The sequence below is a fragment of the Pedobacter glucosidilyticus genome, from assembly GCF_002483235.1.
In the GTDB taxonomy this organism is placed as follows: Bacteria; Bacteroidota; Bacteroidia; order Sphingobacteriales; family Sphingobacteriaceae; genus Pseudopedobacter; species Pseudopedobacter glucosidilyticum_B.
Map to the genome: position 1 here is coordinate 97,738 of NZ_DLHN01000035.1, position 18,563 is coordinate 116,300.

At 34.7% G+C, this 18,563-nt stretch carries 27 protein-coding genes; 22 read left to right on the plus strand and 5 right to left on the minus strand.

From position 1 onward, the window contains the following. Window position 1: 1 nt before the first annotated feature. From rplX to rplQ, 18 genes are all read left to right on the plus strand, one after another. On the plus strand, window positions 2-343 hold the full coding sequence (gene rplX, locus B2745_RS14970) for a 50S ribosomal protein L24 (RefSeq protein ID WP_026904301.1): 342 nt from the start codon (window positions 2-4) through the stop codon (window positions 341-343). Then, the gene (gene rplE, locus B2745_RS14975; RefSeq protein ID WP_026904302.1) at window positions 343-912 is read left to right on the plus strand and encodes a 50S ribosomal protein L5; all 570 of its coding nucleotides are present in this window, start codon (window positions 343-345) and stop codon (window positions 910-912) included. The genes rplX and rplE overlap by 1 nt, the downstream gene beginning before the upstream one ends. Continuing rightward, window positions 905-1,174 (plus strand): 30S ribosomal protein S14, encoded by a 270-nt coding sequence (gene rpsN, locus B2745_RS14980; RefSeq protein WP_026904303.1) that lies wholly within the window; start codon window positions 905-907, stop codon window positions 1,172-1,174. Before rplE ends, rpsN begins: the two co-directional genes overlap by 8 nt. Window positions 1,175-1,249: 75 nt before the next feature. After that, complete coding sequence (rpsH, locus tag B2745_RS14985) at window positions 1,250-1,648, plus strand: 30S ribosomal protein S8 (RefSeq protein WP_026904304.1); 399 nt, start codon at window positions 1,250-1,252, stop codon at window positions 1,646-1,648. A 16-nt stretch (window positions 1,649-1,664) separates the two neighbouring features. Beyond that, the gene (gene rplF, locus B2745_RS14990; RefSeq protein WP_026904305.1) at window positions 1,665-2,222 is read left to right on the plus strand and encodes a 50S ribosomal protein L6; all 558 of its coding nucleotides are present in this window, start codon (window positions 1,665-1,667) and stop codon (window positions 2,220-2,222) included. A gap of 5 nt (window positions 2,223-2,227) precedes the next feature. Beyond that, window positions 2,228-2,584 (plus strand): 50S ribosomal protein L18, encoded by a 357-nt coding sequence (gene rplR, locus B2745_RS14995; RefSeq protein ID WP_026904306.1) that lies wholly within the window; start codon window positions 2,228-2,230, stop codon window positions 2,582-2,584. A 12-nt stretch (window positions 2,585-2,596) separates the two neighbouring features. Further along, window positions 2,597-3,115 (plus strand): 30S ribosomal protein S5, encoded by a 519-nt coding sequence (gene rpsE / locus B2745_RS15000; RefSeq protein WP_026904307.1) that lies wholly within the window; start codon window positions 2,597-2,599, stop codon window positions 3,113-3,115. A 4-nt stretch (window positions 3,116-3,119) separates the two neighbouring features. After that, window positions 3,120-3,299: a 50S ribosomal protein L30 gene (gene rpmD / locus B2745_RS15005; protein ID WP_026904308.1), complete on the plus strand. Its 180-nt coding sequence runs from the start codon at window positions 3,120-3,122 to the stop codon at window positions 3,297-3,299. A 5-nt stretch (window positions 3,300-3,304) separates the two neighbouring features. Continuing rightward, complete coding sequence (gene rplO, locus B2745_RS15010; protein WP_304068270.1) at window positions 3,305-3,751, plus strand: 50S ribosomal protein L15; 447 nt, start codon at window positions 3,305-3,307, stop codon at window positions 3,749-3,751. Window positions 3,752-3,754: 3 nt separating this feature from the next. Further along, on the plus strand, window positions 3,755-5,089 hold the full coding sequence (gene secY / locus B2745_RS15015; protein WP_026904310.1) for a preprotein translocase subunit SecY: 1,335 nt from the start codon (window positions 3,755-3,757) through the stop codon (window positions 5,087-5,089). An 8-nt stretch (window positions 5,090-5,097) separates the two neighbouring features. Next, complete coding sequence (gene map, locus B2745_RS15020) at window positions 5,098-5,883, plus strand: type I methionyl aminopeptidase (RefSeq protein WP_304068271.1); 786 nt, start codon at window positions 5,098-5,100, stop codon at window positions 5,881-5,883. A 70-nt stretch (window positions 5,884-5,953) separates the two neighbouring features. Next, the gene (gene infA / locus B2745_RS15025) at window positions 5,954-6,172 is read left to right on the plus strand and encodes a translation initiation factor IF-1 (RefSeq protein WP_013633164.1); all 219 of its coding nucleotides are present in this window, start codon (window positions 5,954-5,956) and stop codon (window positions 6,170-6,172) included. Window positions 6,173-6,176: 4 nt separating this feature from the next. Then, window positions 6,177-6,293, plus strand: a complete 117-nt coding sequence (rpmJ, locus tag B2745_RS15030; protein ID WP_081659260.1) for a 50S ribosomal protein L36 — start codon at window positions 6,177-6,179, stop codon at window positions 6,291-6,293. A 31-nt stretch (window positions 6,294-6,324) separates the two neighbouring features. Then, a complete protein-coding gene (gene rpsM / locus B2745_RS15035) occupies window positions 6,325-6,702 on the plus strand; it encodes a 30S ribosomal protein S13 (protein WP_026904312.1) in 378 nt (125 codons plus the stop codon). A 16-nt stretch (window positions 6,703-6,718) separates the two neighbouring features. Beyond that, entirely contained in the window at window positions 6,719-7,108 is a 390-nt protein-coding gene (rpsK, locus tag B2745_RS15040) for a 30S ribosomal protein S11 (protein ID WP_026904313.1), read from the plus strand. A 61-nt stretch (window positions 7,109-7,169) separates the two neighbouring features. Continuing rightward, window positions 7,170-7,778 carry a 30S ribosomal protein S4 gene (gene rpsD, locus B2745_RS15045; RefSeq protein WP_026904314.1) on the plus strand — a complete coding sequence of 203 codons (609 nt, stop codon included), beginning with the start codon at window positions 7,170-7,172 and terminating at the stop codon, window positions 7,776-7,778. An 86-nt stretch (window positions 7,779-7,864) separates the two neighbouring features. Continuing rightward, entirely contained in the window at window positions 7,865-8,857 is a 993-nt protein-coding gene (locus tag B2745_RS15050; RefSeq protein WP_026904315.1) for a DNA-directed RNA polymerase subunit alpha, read from the plus strand. Window positions 8,858-8,950: 93 nt separating this feature from the next. Beyond that, entirely contained in the window at window positions 8,951-9,484 is a 534-nt protein-coding gene (gene rplQ / locus B2745_RS15055) for a 50S ribosomal protein L17 (RefSeq protein ID WP_304068274.1), read from the plus strand. Window positions 9,485-9,581: 97 nt separating this feature from the next. Here rplQ and B2745_RS15060 read toward each other — a convergent pair whose 3' ends face one another. Further along, window positions 9,582-10,031, minus strand: coding sequence for a hypothetical protein (locus tag B2745_RS15060; RefSeq protein ID WP_304068277.1), 450 nt, complete (start codon window positions 10,029-10,031; stop codon window positions 9,582-9,584). Window positions 10,032-10,131: 100 nt separating this feature from the next. On the opposite strand from B2745_RS15060, the gene B2745_RS15065 reads away from it, so the two are divergent. From B2745_RS15065 to dnaK, 4 genes are all read left to right on the plus strand, one after another. Further along, entirely contained in the window at window positions 10,132-10,491 is a 360-nt protein-coding gene (locus tag B2745_RS15065) for a helix-turn-helix domain-containing protein (RefSeq protein WP_051291198.1), read from the plus strand. 80 nt (window positions 10,492-10,571) lie between these two features. Beyond that, window positions 10,572-10,808, plus strand: coding sequence for an addiction module protein (locus tag B2745_RS15070; RefSeq protein ID WP_026904598.1), 237 nt, complete (start codon window positions 10,572-10,574; stop codon window positions 10,806-10,808). After that, on the plus strand, window positions 10,798-11,097 hold the full coding sequence (locus B2745_RS15075; RefSeq protein ID WP_304068280.1) for a type II toxin-antitoxin system RelE/ParE family toxin: 300 nt from the start codon (window positions 10,798-10,800) through the stop codon (window positions 11,095-11,097). The genes B2745_RS15070 and B2745_RS15075 overlap by 11 nt, the downstream gene beginning before the upstream one ends. Window positions 11,098-11,437: 340 nt before the next feature. Continuing rightward, entirely contained in the window at window positions 11,438-13,348 is a 1,911-nt protein-coding gene (gene dnaK, locus B2745_RS15080) for a molecular chaperone DnaK (RefSeq protein WP_304068283.1), read from the plus strand. Window positions 13,349-13,425: 77 nt separating this feature from the next. Here the strand turns inward: dnaK and B2745_RS15085 are convergent, their stop codons facing one another. The 4 genes from B2745_RS15085 to B2745_RS15100 all read right to left on the minus strand — a co-directional run bounded on the left by B2745_RS15085 (window position 13,426) and on the right by B2745_RS15100 (window position 18,548). Then, entirely contained in the window at window positions 13,426-14,325 is a 900-nt protein-coding gene (locus tag B2745_RS15085; RefSeq protein WP_304068286.1) for a nucleotidyltransferase family protein, read from the minus strand. 159 nt (window positions 14,326-14,484) lie between these two features. After that, a complete protein-coding gene (locus B2745_RS15090) occupies window positions 14,485-16,956 on the minus strand; it encodes a S9 family peptidase (protein ID WP_304068289.1) in 2,472 nt (823 codons plus the stop codon). 11 nt (window positions 16,957-16,967) lie between these two features. Beyond that, complete coding sequence (locus tag B2745_RS15095; RefSeq protein WP_304068292.1) at window positions 16,968-18,077, minus strand: M42 family metallopeptidase; 1,110 nt, start codon at window positions 18,075-18,077, stop codon at window positions 16,968-16,970. A 51-nt stretch (window positions 18,078-18,128) separates the two neighbouring features. After that, window positions 18,129-18,548, minus strand: a complete 420-nt coding sequence (locus B2745_RS15100) for a GNAT family N-acetyltransferase (RefSeq protein WP_304068295.1) — start codon at window positions 18,546-18,548, stop codon at window positions 18,129-18,131. Window positions 18,549-18,563 lie beyond the last annotated feature (15 nt).

Below are 18,563 nucleotides of genomic sequence, written 5' to 3' on the forward strand. Positions count from 1 at the left end.
AATGGAAAATAAGAAAAAATCACAACCAAAATTAAATATCCGTAAAGGAGATTTAGTAACGGTTATCGCCGGAGACTCTAAAGGTCAACAAGGTAAAGTAGTTGAAGTAAGAATTAAAGAAAACAGAGCTATCGTAGAAGGTGCTAATATGGTTTCTAAACATTCTAAACCAAGTGCTACTAATCCTAATGGCGGTATTAGTAAAAAAGAAGCTCCTATTCATATCTCTAACTTAGCATTAGTTGATCCTAAAACGGGTAAAGCTACAAGAGTTTCAAGAAAGAGAACAGAAGACGGAAAAGTTGTTAGAATAGCTAAAAAATCTGGGGAGGAAATTAACTAATGGCTTACGTACCAAGATTAAAAGACAAATATAAGGCAGAAATTGTTGATGCTCTTAAGGATAAGTTCCAATATAAGAGTGTTATGCAAGTGCCTAAGTTAAAGAAAATCGCTATCAACCAAGGTGTTGGTGCGGGCGTAACTGATAAAAAGGTAGTTGAAGCAGCAATTGTAGAGTTAACTACTATCACCGGACAACAAGCTGTTGCAGCAAAGTCTAAAAAAGATATCTCTAACTTTAAATTACGTAAAGGTATGCCAGTAGGTGTACGTGTAACTTTACGTGATAATAAAATGTATGAGTTTTTAGACCGTTTAATCGCAGTTGCCTTACCACGTATCCGTGACTTCAAAGGTATTAACGATAAAGGCTTTGATGGAAATGGAAACTATACTTTAGGTGTATCAGAGCAAATTATCTTCCCTGAGATTAATATTGATAAAATCAATAAAATCCAAGGTATGGATATCACTTTTGTAACTAGTGCCGGAACAGATGTAGAAGCGTTAGAGTTACTTAAACAATTCGGGTTACCATTTAAAAATCAAAATAAAGTTAACAATGGCTAAAGAAGGTGTAAAAGCTCGCGAAATTAAGCGTCAAAAATTAGTAGCAAAGTTTGCTGCTAAAAGAGAAGAATTAAAAGCTGCTGGAGATTTTGCGGGATTAGATAAATTACCAAAAAACTCTTCACCTGTTCGTTTACACAATCGTTGTAAATTAACTGGTCGTCCAAGAGGTTACATGCGTCAGTTCGGTATTTCAAGGGTTACTTTCCGTGAAATGGCACTTGCAGGTAAGATTCCGGGGGTTAGAAAAGCAAGCTGGTAATTAAATTAAAAGAATAAAGAATTTTTTTGTACTTTTGCGGTCCAAAAAAATTCTTTTTATTTATATAACAATAAAATGTATACAGATCCAATAGCAGATTATCTTACAAGAGTAAGGAATGCCATCAAGGCCAACCATAGGGTTGTTGAAATTCCTGCATCGAACCTGAAAAAAGAAATTACAAAAGTTCTTTTTGATAAAGGTTATATCACGAACTATAAGTTTGAGGATAACGATGCGCAAGGCACAATTAAAGTTGCATTAAAGTATCATCCAATTACTAAAGTTCCTGCTATTCGCACCATAACAAGAGCGAGTAAACCAGGTTTGAGAAAGTATGCAGGTGTTAGTACTATGCCACGAGTATTAAACGGTTTAGGCGTTGCTATCATGTCAACTTCAAAAGGAGTAATGACTGATAAAGAAGCTAGACAGTTAAATGTAGGTGGTGAAGTTTTATGTTACGTTTATTAATTAGGAGGAGAAAGAGATGTCAAGAATAGGAAAAGCCCCGATTTCAATCCCTAGTGGAGTAACGGTTACAGTTTCTTCAAGCAATTTAGTTTCTGTAAAAGGACCTAAAGGAGAATTGAGTCAACAAGTTGATGCTGATATCATCGTTGAGCAAGAAAATAATACTTTATTAGTAAAACGTCCTTCAGATCAAAAACGTCATAAAGCTTTACATGGCTTATACAGAGCCTTACTTAACAACATGGTTGTTGGTGTAACAGAAGGTTACAAATTAGAGCAAGAATTGGTAGGTGTTGGTTATAAAGCGTCTAATCAAGGAAATACATTAGATTTAGTTCTAGGATATTCTCACCATATCGTTTTTGCTTTACCTCAAGAAATTAAAGTTTCAACAACTTCTGAAAAAGGTAAAAACCCAACCATCATTTTAGAATCTATAGATAAGCAATTGCTTGGTCAAGTTGCAGCTAAGATTCGCTCATTCAGAACTCCAGAGCCTTACAAAGGTAAAGGTATTAAGTTCGTAGGTGAGCAGTTAAGAAGAAAAGCAGGTAAGTCAGCAGCTAAAAAATAATTGTTATGGCAGGAAAAGTAAAATTATCCCGTAGGGAAAGAATAAAAAAAGGTATCAGAAAAAGAGTTTCTGGTTCTACAGAGCGCCCTCGTTTATCTGTTTTCAGAAGTAACAAAGGTATTTATGCTCAAATTATTGATGATATAGCTGGTAAAACTATTGTTTCAGCTTCATCAGTAGAGAAGGATTTCAGTGCAAATGGTAATAAAGTAGATCAATCTAAAGAGGTTGGTAAAAAAGTTGCAGAGAAGGCTATTGCTGCTGGAATTAAACAAGTAGTTTTTGATAGAAACGGTTACTTATACCACGGACGTATTAAGTCTTTGGCAGAAGGTGCCCGTGAAGCAGGTTTAATATTTTAATTTCAGAAGCAGATGTCAACTATCAATATAAAAAGAGTAAAAGCAAACGAGATTGAATTAAAAGATCGTTTGGTTAGCATCCAACGTGTTGCTAAAGTTACCAAAGGTGGTCGTACTTTCAGTTTTTCAGCTATCGTAGTTGTTGGTGATGAAAACGGCGTTGTAGGTTATGGTTTAGGAAAAGCAAAAGAGGTTACTGAGGCAATTGCTAAAGGAATTGATGATGCGAAAAAGAACTTAGTTAAAGTCCCTATCATTAATGCTACTATACCTCATGAGCAAATCGGTAAATTTTCTGGAGGTTTCGTTTTCTTGAAACCTGCATCAAATGGTACCGGTGTTATTGCTGGTGGTGCGATGAGAGCAGTATTAGAATCTGCAGGAATCCATAACGTACTTGCAAAATCAAAAGGTTCTTCAAATCCACATAACGTGGTTAAAGCTACTATCTCAGCATTATCTCAACTAAGAGATGCTCATACTGTAGCTCATAACAGAGGTGTTTCATTAAGTAAAGTATTTAACGGTTAATACGATGGCTAAGATCAAAATAACTCAAATTAAGAGCGTGATCGATAGAAGTGAACGCCAAAAAAGAACTATCCAAGCTTTAGGATTAACTAAAATTAATCAAAGCGTAGAGGTAGAAGCTACTCCGTCAATTATCGGAATGGTAAAAGCAGTAAATCATTTGGTAGCAATCGAAAAAGTTTAATTACCATGAATTTAAGTAATTTAAAACCTGCAGAAGGTTCAGTAAAAAATAGAAAAAGAATTGGTCGTGGTACCGGTTCTGGACGTGGAGGAACGTCTACACGTGGTCATAAAGGAGCTGGTTCACGTTCTGGCTATTCTTCAAAAGTTGGTTTTGAAGGTGGACAAATGCCTTTACAACGTCGTGTTCCTAAAGTAGGATTTAAAAATCCTAACCGTGTTGAGTTTGTAGGTGTCAATCTAGATGTTCTACAGGGTTTAACAGAGAAATTTAATCTTTCTCTTATAGACTTTGATGTAATGAAAGAGCATGGATTGGTATCTAAAAATGATTTGGTGAAGATTTTGGGTAGAGGCGAATTAAAAGCTAAATTAGAAGTAAAAGCACATGCATTTACAGCTGCCGCATCAAAAGCAATTGAAGCTGCCGGTGGTTCTGTTGTTAAATTATAATTAATGAAGAAGCTGTTCACAACTTTATCCAATATTTGGAAAATTGAAGAATTAAGAGTGCGTATTTTATACACACTCTTAATTCTTTTAGTTTATAGAATTGGTTCATTTATCGTATTGCCAGGTGTTGATCCTGCGTCTTTAGATACTGGTGAGGCCAAAGAAGGTTTATTAGGTTTACTTAATATGTTTGCAGGAGGTTCTTTCTCAAGAGCTTCTATTTTTGCATTAGGGGTAATGCCTTATATTTCTGCATCTATCGTCATTCAATTATTAGGAATTGCGGTTCCTTATTTTCAGAAATTGCAAAAGGAAGGTGAAAGTGGAAGAAAGAAAATCAATCAAATCACTCGTTATTTAACTATTATAATCACTGCTTTACAAGCTATAGGATATGTTAAATCTCAAATAACACCTGACGCTAGACTTATAGCTGAGCCACTTTTTAGTATTACCTCTATGGTAGTGTTAACAGCAGGAACAATGTTTGTAATGTGGATGGGTGAAAAAATTACTGATAAGGGTATTGGTAATGGTATTTCATTATTAATCATGGTGGGTATTATTGCTCAGCTTCCTTATGGTATTTCAGCGGAGTTCTTAAGTAGACAAAATGGTCAAGGAGGTTTAATCGCTTTCTTTATCGAATTTGTTGCCTTGTTTGCGGTTGTGATGTTCACGGTTTTGATTATTCAAGGAACCAGAAAAGTACCTGTACAATATGCTAAAAAAATTGTTGGAAATAAACAATATGGCGGTGTTAGACAGTATATTCCTTTGAAGCTTAATGCGGCTGGTGTAATGCCGATTATTTTCGCTCAAGCAATTATGTTTATTCCTTCTACTATTGGTCAGTTTTTTCCGGAAGCTCAATCTTCTTTATTAACATCCTTTAGTGATTATACATCTTTAGCTTACAACTTAACTTTCGCTATTTTAATTATCCTGTTTACTTTCTTTTATACAGCCATTACGATTAATCCTAATCAAATGTCTGATGATATGAAAAAGAATGGTGGTTTTGTTCCAGGAGTAAAGCCAGGTAAAACAACAGCTGATTATATAGATGGAGTTATTTCTAAGATTACTTTACCTGGGTCTATATTCTTAGCTATTATAGCAATTTTACCTTCTATAGCTATTATTGCTGGTGTTAACTCTCAGTTTGCGCATTTCTTTGGAGGTACATCACTATTAATCTTAGTAGCTGTAGTACTAGATACTTTACAACAAGTAGAAAGTCATTTATTAATGCGTCATTATGATGGATTAATGAAAACAGGTAGAATTAAAGGACGTAATCCAGTTGGAGCAGCAACTTCCGGTTCTGCAATTTAATTTGATCCATGCCAAGAGTTATTTTAAAGACAGCAGAAGAAATAGAGCTGATTAGGGAAAGTTCTTTACTAGTAGCTAAAACACATGGTGAAATTGCAAATGTTATAGGCCCCGGAGTTACTACACAAAAATTGAATGATTTAGCAGAGGAGTTTATAAGAGACCATGGAGGCATTCCTGCTTTTTTAAATTATAATGGGTTTCCTTATTCGCTATGTATCTCTTTAAATGATCAAGTAGTTCATGGCTTTCCAAGTAAGTACACACTTAAAGAAGGGGATATCGTTTCAGTAGATTGTGGTGTAGTGAAAAATAGTTTTTATGGCGATTCTGCTTATACTTTCGCAATAGGTGAAATAGATGAAGAGACCAAGAAATTATTGAAGGTAACTAAAGAGTGTCTTCTCAAAGGAATAGAAAAAGCTGTAGCCGGGAATAGAATAGGTGATTTAGCCTATGCCATACAAGAACATGCAGAAAGTAATGGTTTTGGTGTTGTAAGAGAATTGGTAGGACATGGCGTTGGTCATAAACTACACGAAAAGCCAGAAGTTCCTAATTACGGGAAGCGAGGAGTAGGGATAAAGTTAGAGGAAGGTATGGTGTTAGCAATTGAACCCATGATAAATGCAGGAAGAGCTGGTGTTAAATTTTGGGATGATGGATGGACAGTATCAACTATAGATAAGAAACCATCTGCTCATTTTGAACATACGGTAGCAGTTAAAAAGGGCAAAGCAGATGTGTTATCGTCCTTTGCATACATTGAAGAAGTTTTAAATAATAAAATTTAAATATTAAAAAATTTTATTTAATTTTGCAGCCCGCTTTGGTGGGTAGAATTAAATAAATAATAATTATTATATGGCTAAACAATCCTCTATTGAGCAAGACGGAGTAATTAAAGAAGCATTATCAAATGCGATGTTTCGTGTTGAATTAGAGAACGGTCATGAGATCATAGCACATATTTCTGGTAAAATGAGGATGCACTACATCAAAATTTTGCCTGGAGATAGAGTGAAATTGGAGATGTCTCCATATGATCTTACTAAGGGTAGAATTACTTATAGATATAAATAAGAAAATGAAAGTTAGAGCATCCATTAAGAAGCGCAGCGCTGATTGTAAGGTGATCCGTAGAAAAGGAAAATTATACGTGATCAACAAAAAGAATCCTAAGTACAAACAGCGTCAAGGTTAATCGAAATTTTTAAACTATCAACAAATAATAAATGGCAAGGATAGCAGGTATAGATTTACCAAAAAACAAAAGAGGAGAGATCGGCCTTACTTATATTTTTGGAATCGGTAGAAGTACAGCACAGTCAATTTTGACTCAAGCTGGAATAGATTTCAATAAAAAAGTTCAAGATTGGACCGATGAAGAATTAACAGCCATCCGTAACATCATTTCAGAATCAATTAAAGTTGAAGGACAACTACGTTCTGAAGTACAATTAAACATCAAACGTTTAATGGATATTGGATGTTACAGAGGATTACGCCACAGAAAAGGCTTACCGTTACGCGGACAGAGAACCAAAAACAACTCTCGTACTCGTAAAGGAAAGAGAAAAACTGTTGCTAATAAGAAAAAGGCTACTAAATAATAATTGATAGTAAAAAATGGCTAAGTCAAAAAAAGTTACTAAAAAACGTGTTGTTGTTATTGAACCAGTTGGTCAAGCACATATCAACGCTACCTTTAATAACATAATCATTACTCTTACCAATAATCAAGGACAAACTATTTCTTGGTCTTCAGCAGGTAAGCAAGGTTTTAAAGGTTCTAAAAAGAATACACCTTACGCAGCATCACAAGCAGCAATTGATTGTGGAAAAGCAGCACACGATTTAGGTTTACGTAAAGTTGAGGTTTTTGTAAAAGGTCCAGGTTCAGGTCGTGAGTCTGCAATTCGTACCTTACAAAATTCAGGTTTGGAAGTTACAACTATAAAAGATATAACTCCACTACCCCACAATGGATGTCGTCCTCCTAAAAGAAGAAGAGTTTAATAAATTTTAAAGCTAAGATTCTCCTAGCATTTGGTTAGGATGATACTTTAAACAAAATAAAATGGCAAGATATACCGGACCAAAGTCCAAAATCGCTCGTAAATTCAGAGAGCCAATTTTTGGCCCTGATAAAGCATTAGAAAGAAAAAATTATCCTCCTGGGCAACATGGTGCTTCAAAAAGAAGAGGAAAGCAATCAGAATATGCTGTTCAGTTAATGGAGAAACAAAAAGTAAAATACACTTATGGTGTGTTAGAAAAACAATTCTCTAATTTATTTAAAAAAGCATCTTCAAGAGAAGGTATTACAGGTACAAACTTATTACAGCTTTTAGAAGCTCGTTTAGATAATACTGTATATCGTTTAGGCATCGCTCCAACAAGATCAGGTGCTCGTCAATTAGTTTCTCACAGACACATCATGGTAAATGGTGAAGTTGTTAATATCCCTTCTTATACACTAAGAGCTGGTGATGTTATTGAAGTTCGTGAGAAATCAAAATCACTAGAAGCAATTAGTAACTCGGTAGCTGGCCGTACAATTAATAAACACAACTGGTTAGAATGGGATGCAAAGACCTTAACTGGTAAATTATTACAGTATCCAGATCGTGATAGTATTCCTGAAAATATTAAGGAAAACTTAATCGTCGAGTTGTACTCTAAATAATGATAAAATGATTAATTGCCAATTTCTAACGAAGTTGGCAATTAGTTGTTTATCTAAGAATTAACGATAAAACATAAGGCAAATAAATGGCAATTTTAGCATTTCAGAAACCTGACAAGGTAATTATGCAGAAATCTACAGATTTTGATGGTACGTTTGAATTTCGTCCATTAGAACCTGGTTTTGGTGTTACTATAGGTAACGCTTTAAGAAGAATCCTGTTATCTTCATTAGAAGGTTACGCAATTACCTCAGTTCGTTTTTCAGGTGTATCACACGAGTTTTCTACCATCAAAGGTGTGGCAGAAGATGTAGTGGATATCATCTTAAATTTAAAACAAGTTCGTTTTAAGAAAACAGGCGAGTCTGGTGATTCAGAGAAAATCTTTGTGATCATTAATGGTCAGGAAAGTTTCAAAGCTGGAGATATTTCTAAGTTCTCTAATAATTTTGAGGTTTTAAACCCTGATTTTGTTATTTGCAACATGGAAGACTCTGTTACTTTAGAGATTGAATTAACAATCAATAAAGGAAGAGGTTACGTTTCTGCTGAGGAGAATAAAAATGCTGACGCTGTAGTAGGTGTTATCGCAATTGATTCAATTTATACTCCTATCAAGAACGTTAAATACACTATAGAAAACTATCGTGTAGAGCAAAAGACTGATTACGAGAAATTACTTTTAGATATTTCTACTGATGGTTCTATCCATCCTGAAGAAGCACTTAAAGAAGCTGCTAAAATCTTAATTCAGCACTTTATGTTATTCTCTGATGAGAATTTAGTATTAGAGTCTCAAGCGAAAGAAGAAACAAAAGAAGTTGATGAGGAAGTTTTACACATGCGTAAAATCTTAAAAACTGAATTGGTTGATTTAGATCTTTCTGTAAGAGCTTTAAATTGCTTAAAAGCAGCTGATATTCGTTCATTAGCAGAGTTAGTTTCTTATGATGTAGCTGATATGTTAAAATTCAGAAACTTCGGTAAGAAATCATTAACAGAGATCCAAGAACTAGTAAAATCAAAAGGATTATCTTTTGGTATGAACTTGTCTAAATTTAAATTAGACGAAGAATAATCTTTTTTAAGATTATATAAAAGCGAAAATCTCGCATAATTCCCGGCTCGCCATAGGGGCTTGAGCTGACGGTATGCGAAAATTAATATAGTAATGAGACACGGAAAAAAAATTAATCATTTAGGTCGTACAGATAGTCACCGTAAGGCGATGTTATCTAACATGGCATCTTCGCTTATTTTACACAAGCGTATTACTACAACCTTAGCAAAAGCAAAAGCTTTACGTACTTATGTAGAGCCTATCTTAACTAAGTCTAAAAATGATACTACTCACTCTCGTCGTACAGTATTCCAATTGCTACAAAACAAAGAAGTTGTTACAACTTTATTCCGTGAAGTAGCAGAGAAGATTGCTTCAAGACCAGGTGGTTACACTCGTATTATTAAATTGGGTAATCGTTTAGGTGATAATGCTTCTATGGCTATTGTAGAGTTAGTAGACTTTAATGAGGTTTACGGTGCAGAAGCTAAAGTAGAGAAAAAATCAACTCGTAGAAGAGGTTCTGGTAGTAAAGCTAAAGCGGCAGCACCTGTTGCAGCTACAGAAACCACAACTGAAGAAGTTGTGGAAGCTCCAGTTCAAGAAGAAACTTCTAGCGAATCTTCAGAAGAAGAAAAAGCATAATTATCTTAACGAGATAAATAGAGAAGCCCTAGCCTTTTTGGTTAGGGCTTTTTGTTATTTAGATTTTTATTTATTTAATCTTTTTTAAAAAGTAGATTTAATATGCGCCTTGAAGTTCTAGGAATACATAACCTTTATTAGTTGAAGTATAATCTATAACTTTTTTAAGATTGCTTCCATCTAAAGCGCAAGAATAGATATAATAAATTCTTGGATCATCTTGGGTTTCTTCTTTATCCGTAACTGTAAATATCAGAGTCTTTCCTCCATTAACTAAGTGCCCATTCGATCCGCTGTGTAGAACTAAGTTGGTTGGAAGATTTATGGGGATTTTTCTTTTATTCTGACCATTAATATCTACTACCCAATATTCTGCACTTGTTACGTTGTTTGGAAGTGATTCATCAGCTATTTTATATAAAATAACAGAACTTTGTTCATTACCAGATTGCTGTGCATTAGCTTCTTTTTTGCAACTTGCTTGAAAAATTAATATTGATGCAGAAAATAAAAATAGCACTACAGTGCTTAACAATAGTTTTTTCATAATTTTTATTTGAATTTTCTCAAACATCTCAAAATGATTGTAAATTTTTATTTTTCACTTTGCAAACAATATGTATATTAGTGCATAATTTATTCTAATTATGCAGTCGGCAGGTAAAAAAATAAAAAAGTTTAGAGAGTTAAGAAACTTTACACAAGGTTATGTGGCAGAAAGGCTGGGCATTAGCCAGAGTAATTATGCCCGTATAGAAAATGAAGATATAAGCCTGAGTGAAGAGCGTCTTTTAAAGATTGCAGAAATTTTAGATACTGATAAAGAATCTATTTTAGGATTTGATGACAAGTATGTTTTTAATTTCAATAATAACCAACATTCTACAAATAATGGTATAGTTCATCAGTACCAGATAAGCCCTGAGATTAAAAAACTTTATGAAGATAAAATAAAGCTTTTAGAAGATAGGGTAAAGGAGCTGGAAGAGAGATTGATTTCTAAATGAGTTTAATTTATTAAATTTGTTATTAGCGGTATACTCAAATATGTTAATGTTAAACAGTTTGTGATTTAAAGAAGATAGATATGGATATTCAATCATTAAAAATAAATATCATACACTGGATTACAGAACTCGAAGATGAGAAATTATTACAAGAAATACAGGATATAAAGCAAAATAGAGATATATCTTTTATTTCTACTGTTCAGCAAGAAGAGCTTGATACAAGGATTGATGAATACCTTAAAGGGAAAACTGAATTTAGAACATGGGATGAGGTAAAAGCGAATATCCGTAAAAGGCATAAGAATGCGATATAGCTATAAGCTTTCTATACAGGCAGAAGATGATTTATTAGAAGGGTTTTCGTGGTATGAAATGCAAAAAAGTGGATTGGGAGAACAGTTTTTACAATGTATTGAAAGGTCATTGATTGCGATTACAAAGAACCCTTTAACTTATAATATCAGATATAAGAAAATAGTAAGAGCATATATAGTACAGAAATTTCCATATTTGATTTTATACATTCTGGAAAATACTGATATAAATATCATTGCTGTATTTAATACAAACAGAAATCCGGCAACTTGGAAGAAAAGAATATGAAAATTTTATTTCTGTGTAAAGAAGCCAACTTTTAAAGTCGACTTCTTTATTTATTAACCTCCAATAGTAGCAATGCCCCGCGTAAAATAGACCGGATAGTAATGGTATTGGCGTAGTTTACGGAGCCAATAGGAATGGATAGCCGGACTATCAGTACAAATAAAATACTGCATTTGCTCTTCAAAATAAAATATGACAACATGTCATCCTAAAGTGTGTATTTGTCTTTAAAATCTTTTGCTTTTGAAATTCTGGATATAAAATCCTGTCAAAATTCTATTGGCATAGGCATTGATAATATTGGTTTATTAAAGATTTGTAAATCATAAATTCATATAGTATGTCAAAAATTATTGGTATAGACTTAGGAACAACAAACTCTTGTGTTGCAGTAATGGAGGGTAATGAGCCTGTAGTTATAGCAAACAGCGAGGGAAAACGTACAACGCCATCAATTGTAGCATTTGTTGAAGGTGGTGAGCGTAAAGTTGGTGATCCTGCAAAACGCCAGGCTATTACTAACCCTACTAAGACTATTTATTCTGTAAAGCGTTTTATGGGTAACAGCTTTGATGAAGTTACCAAAGAGGTTGGACGTGTTCCTTACAAAGTTGTAAAAGGAGATAACAACACTCCACGTGTGGAGATTGATGATAGAAAATATACGCCTCAGGAAATTTCTGCAATGACGCTTCAGAAAATGAAGAAAACTGCTGAAGATTTCTTAGGTACAGAAGTTACAGAAGCGGTTATTACGGTTCCTGCTTACTTCAACGATGCGCAAAGACAAGCTACTAAAGAGGCTGGTGAAATTGCAGGATTGAAAGTAAGAAGAATTATTAACGAGCCTACTGCTGCTGCCTTGGCTTACGGTTTGGATAAAACCAATAAGGATATGAAAATTGTTGTGTTCGACTGCGGTGGTGGTACACATGACGTTTCTATCTTAGAGTTAGGTGATGGTGTTTTTGAAGTTAAATCTACCGATGGTGATACTCATTTAGGTGGTGATGACTTTGACCAAGTAATTATAGATTGGTTATCTGAAGAGTTTAAAGCCGAGAACGGAATGGATTTAACTAAAGATCCAATGGCTTTACAACGTCTAAAAGAGGCTGCTGAAAAAGCTAAGATTGAGCTTTCTAGTGGTACTTCTACTGAGATAAACTTGCCTTATATTACCGCTGATGCTACCGGACCTAAACACTTGGTACGTAACTTATCTAGAGCAAAATTTGAATCATTAGCGAGTGATTTGATAAAACGTACAATAGATCCTTGTAAATCGGCTTTAAAAAATGCGGGTTTATCAACTTCTGATATCGATGAGATTATTTTAGTTGGTGGTTCTACTCGTATCCCAGCTATACAGGAAGCGGTAGAGAAATTCTTTGGTAAAGCACCTTCTAAGGGTGTTAACCCGGATGAAGTTGTAGCTATTGGTGCTGCTATCCAAGGTGGTGTTTTAACTGGTGAGGTTAAAGATGTATTATTATTAGATGTTACTCCGCTTTCTTTAGGTATTGAGACTATGGGTGGCGTGATGACTAAATTGATAGAGGCGAATACCACTATTCCAACCAAAAAATCTGAGACCTTCTCTACGGCATCAGACAATCAGCCATCTGTAGAGATTCATATCTTACAGGGCGAGCGTCCGATGGCGAAAGACAACAGAACTATTGGTCGTTTCCACTTAGATGGTATACCGCCTGCACCAAGAGGAGTTCCGCAAATTGAGGTAACTTTTGATATTGATGCTAACGGTATTTTACATGTAGGCGCTAAAGATAAAGCAACAGGCAAAGAGCAAAAAATAAGAATTGAGGCATCTTCCGGATTATCTGACGAGGAAATCAAGAAAATGAAAGAAGAGGCAGAAAGAAATGCTGAGGCTGATAAACAAGCAAAAGAAGAAGCAGATAAGATTAATGCTGCTGATGCTTTGGTATTCTCTACAGAGAAACAACTGAAAGAATACGGTGATAAAATTCCTGCCGATAAAAAAGGAGCTATTGAAGACGCTTTAAAAGCGCTTAAAGATGCTTATGCAGCTAAGAACTTTGCAGATATAGATGCAGCTTCTGAGAAATTAAATACAGCTTGGGCCGCAGCTTCTGAGGATATGTACAAAGCAGGTGCTGGAGCAGAAGGACAGCCACAAGGTGCACCTCAGGATAATGCTTCTGCTGGTGCTGATGATGTTACTGATGTAGACTTTGAAGAGGTAAAAGACGAAGATAAGAAGTAGTAAGTTTACTGATGAAAATTAAAGCCTGATTGACAATTCAATCAGGCTTTAATTTTTTATAAATTTTTATATTTTTATTACCAAAGTTTACTTGGATAAACACCAGTTTCAACTAGTTTATTGATGCTTTCTTGTACAATAGGCTTATCTTCCTTATAAGTAACTCCAAACCATTTTTCATCTGTAGGAATTACTTTAAAAGATGCTTCTTTAGATTTGATTAAATGATCTGCAATAAGGGGGATAAAGAATTCTGCTTTTGGCTTGTCCTGATTATCCTCAACAAATTGTTTGAAAAGCTTTTCTGTAATAGGAAAAACAGAAGGTGTGAAGCCCCAAAAATTCATAGAAACAGGAGTAGAGGCTGGTAATTCTACTTTTTCGTCGTTTTCTTCATAATAAATCTTTCCATTTTCTGGAAATACTTTAGTACGTTCATTAATAGCTGCTAACTCTTCGCTATCATTAGTTTGGCAAACACCTCTGGAAACGGCTCCGTTTTCAGAAAGTGTATTGCCAATTTTATAGCCAACCATGCAATATTTATCTTCTGCAGATTCGTTATTTAAGAATTGAACCATTTTTTCGAATGCTTCAAAACCATAATAATCATCGGCATTAATAACACAAAATGGCTCATGAATTTGATTTTTAGCTTCTAAAATCGCGTGTCCGGTTCCCCAAGGTTTTTCTCTGTATATATCTTTATCTATACCGTATTTTTTTAAATCAAAAGTTTGAAAAACATAATCTGTTTCTACTTTTCCTTTTAGTTTAGGCTCAAAAATAGCTTTAAAATTTTCGGCAAACTCTTCACGGATGATGAACGAAATTTTTCCAAATCCCGCATTTATAGCATCGTAAATAGAATAATCTATAATGGTTTCTCCGTTAGGACCAAATCCATCAATTTGTTTCATGCTTCCATAACGGCTGGCCATACCTGCGGCAAGAATTAATAAAGTAGGTTTTTTCATATAAGTTCTTATTTTGTTTCTTTCTTCTTTAAGAAAGATAGCTTAAAAAATTGTTCTAAATTAAAAAAATATTCTAGCTTATAGATATACTTCTTTAAGGCATTAATGTTAATTTATTGATGTTGAACAATAGTTTTGCCGTTTTTAAATAAATTTTAATTATTTCTTTGATGAATGATGACTTGTAGTAATATCTTTTTTATCTCTTACATAGGTTTTAAGCCAGGTATCCATTTCCCATAAAGTATGTAAAACAGACTCTTTAGCTTTGTAGCTATGTGCTTCGGCAGGTAATAAAACCAATCTACTAGTAGCACCATGACCTTTAAGCGCACTATAAAATCTTTCACTTTGCATTGGAAATGTTCCCGAGTTATCATCTGCTTCCCCATGAATCAATAACAAGGGTGTTTTAACCTTATCCGCATAAGAAAAAGGAGACATCTTATAATAAACATCTGGATTTTCCCAATAGGTTCTTTCTTCTGCCTGGAAACCAAAAGGGGTAAGCGTTCTATTGTATGCGCCACTTCTGGCTATTCCGGCAGTAAAATAATTGGTGTGGGCAAGTAAATTTGCGGTCATGAAAGCTCCGTAAGAGTGTCCCCCTATAGCTATTCTTTTAGGGTCGGCAACACCTAAATCATTAAGCTTGCTAATAGCGGCAAAGGCATTGTCTTTCAGTTGTTCTATAAAAGTATCATTAGGTTGATCATTGCTTTCTCCTACTATAGGCATATCAACATTATCTAACACAGCAAAGCCTTGTGTAACCCAAAATACAGGAGAGGCCCAAGAGATACGAGTAAACTGATAAGGAGAGCCCTTAACCTGCCCAGCTGCTGCTACTGTTTTAAATTCACGAGGGTAAGCCCACATTAAAACGGGTAGTCTGCCTTTAGAAACATGATAATCTTTTGGTAAATATAAAGTAGCGTTTAGGTTTAAACCATCGGCTCTTTTATAGCTTATGGGTCTTTTAATAATTCCAAAAAGTTCGGGGTTTGGGTTTGGGAAGAAAGTTAATTGTGTTTGGTTTTTTCTATTTAAGTCTATATGATAGTAATTGGTTGGTTCTATGTTAGATTCTCTACTGATTAAAAGTTTGTTTTGATTTGTAAAATAAATAGGTTTTTCATAGAAAGGAGCTTTAGACCTAAAAAGCGTATCTGTAATTTTAGTTTTAACATTAAATTTCAATAAGAAAGGTCTGTTACCTAATCCAGAAGCTCCTTCTGATATAGAAAAGATGTTGATGTTGCTAGGGTCTGTAAGCCTTTTAACGGAGTTATATTCTAATAATAATACGTTCTTGTTAAACTCATTTTTAACAGTTACAAATTGGCCCGGGTCGCTATAAGCATCCTCATAATACCTATCCCAAAGGTTTACACGGTAGCTTAGGTTTCCTGGTTTAATAAAAACACGACGCTCGGCTCTGGTTTTCCACCATCTTTCTGTAATAATAGCAATTTGGTCATCGCCCCACATAATATCATTAAATCTTAGATAACAAGACGCAAGTTTTACAGGTTTATCATTAACCATTAAATTTTGCATGTACACGATATCTCTGATAGAAACCCTTTCCGACGGATCTCCTAAGTCTTGCGCTTCTACCCAAATGTAGGTTTGAGGCTTATCTGCTCGCCATTGAAATTCTCTAGGACCTTTGATTACCGCATCAAATCCATTAGGTAGCTTATCTGCCAAAGGTACCTGAGCAAGTTTTTTTATGAGCTTACCATATTTATCAAAAATTTCTACATCATAAGGAAATCTGCTAACAGGTACATGATAGGAGTAAGGTTTGGTAACTGTCCAAATCATCACCATATTACCATCAGGAGAGAAGCTAAAGTTTTTATAAATACCTGGTCTGTTAAAGTTAACAGCTTGCCCATTTAGATAAACCATTTTTATCTGAGAAGTTAAATGGTGATCAAAAAGCAGCTCGTCGTATTGGTTTTTGAGTAAATCCTGATAGGTTCTGGCAGGGGATTTTTCTCCTAAATTTTCAGTAATGATAGGCCCATCTGGTATAAAGCTTTGTTGCGGAAGTGGTTTACGATAATCAACCTGAAACTTTGCTAAAATGGCATTTCCGTCTGGTGTCCATTCTAATAATTTGCCGTAGGTATCATTTAAAGAGAAGTTGGTTAATCTTTGTGCTATTCCGGTGCTGGTAGATGCCACCCAAAGTTGAATTTCGTTATCCAAAAACACAGCAAATGCCAACTGATTTTCTGTAGGTGAGAAGGTTAAATGACCAACTTTTGCATCTTTTGGGATGCCAGAAAGCACTACTTCTTTAGAAGAATCAATTTTTTTTATGGTAACGGATGAATATTTAGCCGTTCCGTTACTGCTGCTATTAGCCGCATGGATGCGTAAACCTGCTAGTTTTAATAAAGGTTGAGAGATTTCTTTAATAGAGGGATAGCCAGGTTCTTGTAAAATAGCCAAGTAATTACCTTTACCGCTAATGAGTACATTTCTATTAACCGTGTTTTCGATGATACTGGCTAGCTCTTTTGGTGGTGTTTGATAACCTTTTAACTCCTGAGCGGATACTTTAAAAGCAAATAAAGCCGGCATAAGATATACGCCGGCTAATAGTTTTTTGTTCAATTTTAAAATCATTACTTGATGTATCTGAAATCTTGGTTCTTCTTAATATTTAACAACGAATGATAGATGAGTTTAATTACATTGTCAACATCTTCTTTGTGAACCATTTCTACAGTAGTATGCATATACCTTAGAGGTAAAGAAATTAAGGCTGATACTACACCATCATTAGAGTAAGCAAAAGCATCAGTATCTGTACCTGTAGAGCGTGATGAGGCTTGCCTTTGAAAAGGAATTTCGTTTTTAATGGCGCTATCAATAAGCAGTTTGTTAAGATTATTATGTACGGCTGGGGCATAAGATATTACGGGGCCTTTACCACAAGATAAATCTCCTTGTGTAATTTTACTAATCATAGGAGTGGTAGTATCATGGGTAACATCGGTAATAATGGCTACATCAGGTTTTATTTTGTGAGCTATCATTTCTGCACCTCTTAAACCAATTTCTTCCTGTACAGCATTCACAATGTAAAGCCCAAAAGGTAATTTGGTTTTGTTCTCATATAAAAGTCTTGCCACCTCAGCAATCATGAAACCACCTACACGGTTATCCAATGCTCTTCCTACATAATAACGGTCGTTAAGTACCATAAACTCATCTTCGTAAGTAATTACGCAGCCCACATGGATACCTAATTTTTCTACTTCTTCTTTTGTGGTACAGCCGCAATCAAGGAAAATGTTTTTTAGTTGAGGCGTTTCTTCTTTCTCGCCACCATGACGAGTATGTATTGCTGGCCATCCAAAAACAGCTTTTACAATTCCTTTTTCTGTATGGATGTTTACCCTTTTAGACGGGGCAATTTGATGGTCTGAACCACCATTTCTGATAACATAAATCAACCCATCGCTGGTAATGTAATTTACAAACCAAGAAATCTCATCGGCATGAGCCTCAATTACAACTTTATAGTCTGCTTTAGGATTAATAACTGCTACAGCTGTACCATAATTATCTACATAATGCTCATCTATATAAGGTTTAATATAATCTAACCATATTTTTTGTCCTTCCCACTCAAAACCTGTTGGCGATGGGTTATTGATATATTGTTCTAAAAACGCTAGTGATTTTTTATTTACTACTTCTGCTTTCTTCTGCTCTTTTTTCTTTGCCATATTGATATAAAAAATGTTTAAAGCAAATATATTGGTATTTACTTATTTGTCTTAGCTTAATCTTTTTTCCATGATGATATAATCAATGCCTTTTCTGGTAAAGGCTTCTTCGGTTTCTGTAAAACCAAACTGTTTATAAAAACTGATAGCACTTAATCTTGCATTGCACCAGATTAAAGTTTTACCTTGGCTCTTTGCCAAATCTATCGTAAAGTTCATGAGTGCTTTCCCAAAACCTTTCCCTTGGTACTCTTTTAAGGTTGCAAATTTTCTAAACTGTACAGATGAACCTTTGTCAAAAACAGATAGTATAGCAACCAGTTTATTATCCGTGAAAACGCCAAAATGTAGCCCGTAATAATCTTCTTTTAGTTTAATATCTGATATAGGACTACCCGGATAAAGTTCTTTTTGTCTGATGTCCCAAGTAAGCTCTGGGGTGATTTGTTCTATGGTAAAATTTGGAGTCATAAATTTTCAACTTTA